At 72.7% G+C, this 8,180-nt stretch carries 5 protein-coding genes and 1 pseudogene; all 6 read left to right on the plus strand.

The features are described from left to right. Positions 1-1,115 (plus strand): annotated as a pseudogene (locus ABEA77_RS31490) (hypothetical protein); the annotation flags it as partial. Beyond that, positions 1,112-4,594 carry a right-handed parallel beta-helix repeat-containing protein gene (locus ABEA77_RS31495; RefSeq protein WP_345655233.1) on the plus strand — a complete coding sequence of 1,161 codons (3,483 nt, stop codon included), beginning with the start codon at positions 1,112-1,114 and terminating at the stop codon, positions 4,592-4,594. The pseudogene ABEA77_RS31490 and the gene ABEA77_RS31495, both read left to right, overlap by 4 nt. Before the next feature lie 102 nt (positions 4,595-4,696). Beyond that, positions 4,697-5,047, plus strand: coding sequence for a WXG100 family type VII secretion target (locus tag ABEA77_RS31500; protein ID WP_345655234.1), 351 nt, complete (start codon positions 4,697-4,699; stop codon positions 5,045-5,047). 42 nt (positions 5,048-5,089) lie between these two features. After that, the gene (locus ABEA77_RS31505) at positions 5,090-5,380 is read left to right on the plus strand and encodes a WXG100 family type VII secretion target (protein ID WP_345655236.1); all 291 of its coding nucleotides are present in this window, start codon (positions 5,090-5,092) and stop codon (positions 5,378-5,380) included. A 44-nt stretch (positions 5,381-5,424) separates the two neighbouring features. Beyond that, a complete protein-coding gene (locus tag ABEA77_RS31510) occupies positions 5,425-6,012 on the plus strand; it encodes a hypothetical protein (protein ID WP_345655238.1) in 588 nt (195 codons plus the stop codon). A 147-nt stretch (positions 6,013-6,159) separates the two neighbouring features. Further along, on the plus strand, positions 6,160-8,180 hold a 2,021-nt coding region (locus tag ABEA77_RS31515; RefSeq protein WP_345655240.1), incomplete at its 3' end, for a WXG100 family type VII secretion target.

Raw genomic sequence — 8,180 nt, forward strand, 5'->3', positions numbered from 1 at the left:
CGCAGGCCGCGCCCGCGCCTGCGGCGCCGCCGGCCCCGCAGGTGCCCGCCGCGCCGCAGATCCGGCTGGAGTTGGGTGCGCCCGCGCCGGTGCCCGCCGCGCAGGCCGGGGACGGCGCCCCGCCGGTGGTGAACGGCGCCGAGCCCGCTCCCGTACCTCCGGCCGTGAGCCCTCAGCCCGCCGCGCCGGGCGCCCCCGCGGCGCCCGCGCCCGCACCGCAGCGCGCCGCCGTGCGGGTGCAGCCCGTGCCGAAGGCGGCCGCCTGCGCTGCGCCGGGCGACCGCGAGGTCGGCAAGGAGCGCGACTGGGTGCGGCGTACGTTCAGCGAGCAGTACAACGCCGTCGCCGGCTCGGTCTCGCGCGTCATGTCGGAGTCGCCAGGACTGCGCGGCGCCTCCCGCAGCGACGCGGCAGAGGCGCTCACGGACCTCGTCGCCGTGAAGCTGTACCTGTCGGGTGACAGCGGCCAGGTCGACCGGGCCGTGCGGTCCGCGACGGTCGGCCCGCACGTGCCGCTCGCCCGCTGCGTGGCGTCAGGACTGCGCAGGCTGCCCTCGTACCGAGGCCCCGCGCTGCTGCGCGCCCGCGCGAGCGGCGCCGAGCGCGCCTGGTTCCGCGAGGGCAGGCTCGTCACGGAGTGGGGCTTCTGCGCGGCGCGCACCAACGTGGCGCTCGCGGGGGAGGGCGACACCGACTTCCTGATCTGGTCGATGACGGCCCGCCGCACCAGCCTGGTCGACGCCGAACGCCCCGACCAGATCATCTTCGTGCCGGGCACCAGCTTCAAGGTGCTGCGCGGGGTGGACCCCGACGCCGGCAGGCCCACGGTGCTGCTGCGCGAGCTGCTGCCTTCGGAGATCGACTCGGACGGCCGGGTCGACGTGGCCCGCGTCCCGCTCGACGACATAGCGCTCGCCGGCCTCGAACAGGCCATGGGCATCGTCGAGAAGATCGAGAAGTCCGAAGGACCCGGTGGCAGTTCCGCCAAGTCCGCGGAGAAGAGCGTGGACGCGGCGGGCGAGCCCAAGACCGGCGGGCCCGGCAGCGGCTGGCCGCCCGGCCTGGTCTCCGGCCGCAAGGAGACGTCCGTACGCAACGAGGGAGCGAAGCCGTGAGCCGGCAAGTCCTGTTGGTCTCCCCGGACCGACCCGGTGCCCACCGGTCCATCGCGCAGGCGCTGGCCGACGCCACCGACGGCGCGCTGATCACGATCGCGCCCGGCCGCTACGAGGAAGCCCTGCACATCACCAAGCCCGTGAGCCTGGTCGCCGAGGGCCGCAGCGGTGTGGAGATCCGCGCGGCCTCGGGCACCACGGTCGTCGTCGACGCCGAGGTGCAGCTGTCCGGCCTCGTGCTCTCCGGCACGGACCGCGAGGCGCCCGTGCTCGACGTGCGGCGCGGGCAGGCCGCGCTCGACGGCTGCGCGCTGTCGGGCGAGGCGTGGGCCGCGGTGCTCGCCTGGCAGGACGGCGTGCTCGCGCTGCGCGGCTGCCGGGTCACCAACACCCAGGGCGCGGGCGTCGTGGTGACCTCGGGCGGCGGGAACGTGCTGGAGGGCTCCGAGATCACCGACGTCGGCTCGTCCGCCGTCGTCGTCGCCGAGCAGGGCCGCCTCACCGTCCGCGAGTGCGTCCTGAACCGGCCGCGCGGCAACGGCGTCTGCGCCAACGGCCGCGCCACGGCGGTCGTCGAGGCCACCCGCATCGACGGCAGCGGCAAGCCCGCGCTCGCCGTCGAGCAGCAGGCCACGGCCGAGCTGCGCAAGGTCGAGGTGAGCGGCAGCGCCGCGCTCGACGCGTACCTCACGAGCACCGGCGAGACGGTGCTCGCCCACTGCTCCTTCACCGGCTCGGGTGGCCAGGGCGTGCACATCAGCGGTGGCGCCGCGCCGCTGCTGCGCGACTGCACGGTCCAGGGCGCCTCGGCCAGCGGCCTGCAGGTGACCGGCGCGTCCAGGCCGCGCATCGAGGAGTGCACCGTCGCGGACTCCCCGGTGGGCGTGGTCGTGGAGGCGCGCAGCGAGGCGACGTTCACCGCGCTGACCGTGCGGGACGCGAGCGGCGCTGCCCTGCGGCTCGCCGACGCCGCCACGGCCCGCGTGGAAGGTCTCACGGTCTCCGGCGGTTCCGGCGCGGGCGTGGTCGCGGGCGGCGCCTCGACGCTGTCCGTCCGCTCCGGCGACATCGCGGCCGGCGGCGCCGCCGTCCAGCTCGACGAGAAGTCCGAGGGCACGCTGATCCAGGTCAAGCTGCGGTCCACGGGCGGCGGCCACGGCGTCGAACTCGCGGGCGGCGCGCACGCCGTGCTGGAGGCGTGCACCGTCGCCGAGTGCGGGGCACTCATCGGCGCGGAAGCCGAACTGACCGCCCGCGAGAGCGAGTTCACCGGCTCGGACGCGGACGGTGTGCGGGTCGTGGGCGGCGGCTCGCTGACCGCGGTGGGCTGCCGGGTGACCGGCGCACGCGGCCACGGCGTGAACGTGCAGGCGTCGTCCCGCGCGGAACTCGACCACTGCACGGTCTTCGACAACGCGGGCGACGGCGTCCGCTGCAACACCGAGGAGCCCGTCGCCGTCCGCGACTGCGAGGTGCGCGACAACGGCGGCCGCCCGGTGCACCAGCTCACGGCAGGACCGCACGTGACCGTGGAGCGGCTCGAAACGGGCTCGTCCGGCGGCGAGGACGGCGAGAAGCCGGGCAAGCGCGCCCCCGCCGAGGAGAGCGCGGCGCAGGAGGGCGGCTACGCGGGCGCCCACCACACCGGCACCGGGCCGCTCGCCGAACTCGACGCGCTGGTGGGCCTGGAGAGCGTCAAGAAGGAAGTCACCGGCCTCATCAACCTGAACAAGATGACGCAGCGGCGCATGGAGATGGGCCTGCCCATGCCGCCGATGAGCCGCCACCTCGTGTTCGCGGGACCGCCGGGAACGGGCAAGACGACCGTGGCGCGGCTGTACGGCGCGGTCCTCGCCGAACTCGGCATCCTCAGCCAGGGCCACATCGTCGAGGTGGCGCGCGCCGACCTGGTGGCGCAGATCATCGGCGGCACGGCCATCAAGACCACCGAGGTGTTCAACAAGGCCCTCGGCGGCGTCCTGTTCATCGACGAGGCGTACACCCTCACCAACCAGTCGCGCGGCACGGGGCCCGACTTCGGCCAGGAGGCCGTCGAGACCCTGATGAAGATGATGGAGGACCACCGCGACGAGGTCGTCGTCATCGTCGCCGGGTACTCCGAGCAGATGGACCAGTTCCTCGCGTCCAACCCCGGTATGGCGTCGAGGTTCGCCCGGACCGTCGAGTTCCCCAACTACACGCCGGAGGAACTCGTCACCATCGTGCGCGGCCTGTGCGCCAAGCACTACTACGAGCTGACCGAGGACGCCCTCGAAGCGCTCACGCAGTACTTCGTGGAGATCCCGAAGACGTCGACCTTCGGCAACGGCCGCGTGGCCCGCCAGGTGTTCGAGCAGATGATCAGCAACCAGGCGTCGCGGCTCGCGATGAACCCGCCGGGCGACGGCGCGGAACTGAGCCTGCTGACCGCCGCCGACACCGGCTTCGACCTCGACGCCTACGAGGACGGTCCTGAGGGCGCCGACGGCGAGGCGGGCGGCAAGGGCCGTGCGCCGCGGGCGCGCGCCGACAGCCCCGGCATCCGCAAGCTGACCGAGATGACCGGGCAGGACGCGGCCCGCGAGGCGCTGCGCACCCGCCTCGACACCCTCGTACGGCTCACGCAGCGCAAGGAGCGGATCGCCGGGCTCGCCAACGTCGTCCTTGAGGCGCCGCCGGGCACCGGCCGGCGCACCCTCGCCCGGCTGTACGCGCGCAGCCTCGCCGAACTCGGCCTCGCCGCCACGGGCGCCGTGCACCACCTGCCGCTCGCCTCACTGCCGGTGCGGTGGGCCGAGCAGCCCAGGTTCCTGTTCGCCGCGGCCTTCGAGGAGGCGGCGGGCGGGGTGCTCGTCCCCGAGATCGACCCGGCGTTCGACCGCCGCTCGGAGCCCGAACGCGCCGCCGTCCTCGACGCGTTGGCGCATGTGATGGCCGCCGTGCCGGAGACCCCTGTGGTGCTGCTCGGCAGACCCCCGCACCTGATGGACCTGATGCGGGAGCGCATCGACCTGGCGCAGGCGTTCGCGACCTACCTGCCGCTCGACCCGTACACCCCTGAGGAACTCGCGCGGTTGACGGAGCGGCGGCTCGCCGCGCTCGGCTTCCGGCTCGCCGCCGAGACCGGGCAGGCGCTGGCTGAGCGCTTCGCGCAGGGCACGCCGGGCGGCGCCGCGTACGGGGCGCACCGGCTCGCCGACCGGCTCGCCGCGGTGGCCCGCACCCGCACGGTCGGCCCCGAGGACCTGGAGCGCGCACTGGCGCAGCCGCAGGGCCAGGCCGCAGCCCGGGGAGCCGGGGCGGCCCGTCCCGCGGCGGGCCAGGACGCGGCCCGGCAGGCGCAGGCTCCGCAGGCCGCGCCCGGAGCGCAGGACGGCGCGCCCGAGGGCGCCGCGGCCGGCGTCCCCCCACAGACCACTGCAGGGACGGCGGATGCGCCGCCCCGGCAGGAGGACACCCCACCCCTGGTGCACACCTGATGAACGACGTGCACCGGCAGGACCCGTGGGGTACCGACACCCGGCGGGAGACCGGAGTCCGCGAAGCGGGCCCGGCGACCGCCTCACCAGAGAGGAATCAAGGTGGCAGCCAACAGCAACACCTCAGTTGACATTGAGGGCATGAAGCGTGCCCAGGGCACCTTCCAGACCGCCGTGGACGAGTCGTCCAGCTCGTACTCCAACATGGAGGGCCAGATCGAGGCCCTCGGCCCGGCCTGGACCGGCCAGGCGGCGACCATCTTCCACGGCGCCATGGGCAAGTGGCTGGAGGACTTCCGCACGGTGAACCAGCAGCTCCAGCGCATGCTGGAGACGCTGTCGCAGAACACCGGCGTCTACGCGAACGTCCACTCGGACACCGAGGACAAGGCGCAGCAGGTGCAGCAGCTGATCTCCTCCGGCAACCTCGGCGGCCTGCCGGGCTTCATGTAACAAGCCGCCCACCCACACACGACCTCACCAGGAGCCACCAGCATGACCACGTACACCGTCCAGATGGAGCAGGTCGACTTCATCGTCGGCGAGATGCAGAGCATCACGCAGCGCATCGCGCAGACGCTCCAGCAGCTGGACGACCAGTCGAAGAACGACCTGGCCCAGTGGCAGAGCGACGCCCGGGACACCTACTACGACGCCAAGGCGAAGTGGGACGCGGCCGCCGCTGAGATGCAGACCATGGCGACCCAGGCCACCCAGCAGCTCGGCACCATCAACGAGGCGTACGGCCAGGGCGAGCGCAACGGCGTGAGCCTCTGGCAGGGCTGACGGGCCCGGACCGCCGGACCCACGGCTTTTCGAAGGGCTGAGTCATGACTTACGGAACGCTCGACGGCACGTTGCCGCCGGACCCGCCGCCACCCGAGCACAAGGCGCAGGAGTGGGACGGCTCGTCCGACCTCGGCACGGGGCACGGGACGTACGCCAACAAGGACCCCTTCTCCCCGCCTGCGGTGCCCAAGAAGGGCGGCGGGGGCAAGGGCACGTCGGTGGACACCCCGTCCATGGACGTGTTCGCGTCCAACATCGACCTGCTGCTCAAGCCGGTGCAGAAGGCGAGTGACGCGCTCACGCCCGTCACGGTCGCCTCGGGTGCCTTCTACCACGCCAACCAGATCCGGACGAAGGTCACGGGGACGAACGGCGACGACGGCCTCAAGGCGCAGTACATCAAGGTCCTCAACGACCTCACCAACGGTCTCACCGACCTGCGGGAGGGCGTGAAGACGCTGGCGGCGAAGTACAAGACGCTGGACGACGCCAACGGCATGAAGGCGAAGGACCTCACCGACGCCATGGACGGTGTCACCGAGGACTTCAACACCATGATGTCGGACAACGGCGGAACCGGGGCGGTCAACACCCCCGGCCTTTCGCCCACGGACGGCAACGGGAGCTGAGTCTGAAGTCCCCTTGACCGTCGGCCTCCCGCCCGTCCCCCTCCCCGGCTCTCCCGTACGGGGCGGGGCCGGGCGGGCGGCCGGCGGCGCAGGGTGCGGGTGCGGGCCGCGGTGCGGCGCGGGTGTCGACAGGAGAGTGTGAGCGGGATGGGAACTGACTACGACGGCGGCGGGTTCAAGGGCAGCGACGACGGCGTCTTCGGTGATCCCGGCCAAGGCGGCGGATCGGTCTCGGACTACGACAGCTGGGACTGGAAGCAGATCATGGCCGCCATCGTCGGCATGTCCGCTGGTACCGAGAGCGACGCCAACGAGCAGCACGCGCAGTCGGTCTCCGACCCGCAGTCCCTCCAGGACGCGGCGGACGCGTTCTACCAGGTGCAGATGACGCTGAGCGGCGTGGCGAAGGCGCTCAGCGACCAGGCGAAGGCGCTCGCGGGCGACGACGGGCCGTGGAAGGGGGCCGCGGCCGACGCTTTCCTCGACATGATGAACACCTTCTCCAAGCAGGTGCAGGCCAACGCCGATGTGCTGGGCGGCGGTTCGGGCGGCGGCCACTCCGTGCCGCAGCAGCTCGCCGACAACGCGGTGAACCTCACCAACGCGATCAACAAGATCCACGACATCGACCACTGGTACGCGGACCAGGCCATCCAGATGGGCGTCACGCCCATGGACAACGGACTCATCCCGATCAGCAAGAAGCCCCAGCTGGTCGAGATGATGAGCAACGACATGCGGGCGGTGCTCAAGAGCCTCGCGAGCGAGTACCAGGTCACCATCGACTCCGTGCACTCGCCCTCCGGTGTCAACTCGCCTGTGGGCAACCCGAATACGGACGGCGGACCGGACACGACCGGCGGTCCTGACATCGACGTTCCCGACTACCAGCCGGCGTCGTTCGACGCGCCGACGCCCGCCGACCTCACTCCGACCGACCTGAACGGCATGCCGTTCCCCGGCGCGACCGACACCACGGGCAGCGGTTACGACCCCACCGGCGCGGACGGGCTCAACCCCAACGGCTTCAACGCCCTGAGCGCCAACCCGTCACCGTTCACCGGTGGCCTCGGCACCGGTGGCTCCGGCACGCCCTTCGACACCAAGAGCGCGCTCGCCACGCCGAACGGCAGCGGCCTGGGCGGCCCCGACTCCGAAGCCCTCGACCCGAACGCCCTCGACAGCCTCCTCAACCCCAATTCCAGCCCGGCCGGCTTCCCCGGCTCCACGGGCGTCGGCGGGGACAGCGGCCTCGGCACGGGCGACGGCATCCCGTTCAGCCCGACCGCGTTCGGCGGGGCCAAGGGCACGAACGGCTCGGGCAGCCTGCCCAACTACAAGTCGCTGGCAGCGACTTCCCCGAAGGCATTCACGTCGGACCTGCCCGCGGAGGAGTTCCCCGGCTCGACAGGAACCGGCGGCAAGGGCCTCGGCATGCCGGACACCGACGGCATTGGCAGTGGCAGCGGCATCGGCAGCGGCATCGGCAGCGGCCTCGGTTCGGTCAAGCCCGCGTCCTTCCCCGGCAGCAAGTCGACGGAGTCCGGCCTGCCGTCCTCGCTCGCCAACCCCGCGGGGCTCAAGAACAACGCGCTTGAGTCCGATTCCCCCTTGGCGTCCCCCTACGCCGGCGGTACCGGTACCGGAGGCAGCGGGATGCCGTTCTCGCCCATGGGCGGCGGTATGGGCGGCGGCGCCGGCCAGCCGGGCACCGGCGGTGAACCGTCCGACGCCTCCGGCCTGTTGGACCCGAGTGCGGAGCCGTGGACGGGTGACCCGGCCACGGACGGTGAGGCGGGCTCCGATCTCGGAACGCTCGCGGGCGGTGAGGGTCTGAATCTGCCGCACAACGAGCGGCTCGCGGCGACGCCGTTTGCGGGGAGTACGGACACGGGTGGTGCCGGGATGCCGTTCATGCCGGGCATGGGCGGCGGTATGGGCGGTGGTGCGGGTCAGCCGGGCACGGGTGGTGAACCGTCCGATGCTTCTGGTTTGTTGGATCCGAGTGTCGCGCCGTGGACGGGTGACCCGGCCGTGGACGGCGAGGTCGGCTCCGACCTGGGTACGGACGCCGGTGGTGAGGGTCTGAATCTGCCGGGCGGGGAGAGCCTGGCGGCGACGCCGTTTGCGGGGAGTACGGACACGGGTGGTGCCGGGATGCCGTTCAT

This window comes from Streptomyces tremellae (genome assembly GCF_039540215.1).
Taxonomy (GTDB): Bacteria; Actinomycetota; Actinomycetes; order Streptomycetales; family Streptomycetaceae; genus Streptomyces; species Streptomyces tremellae.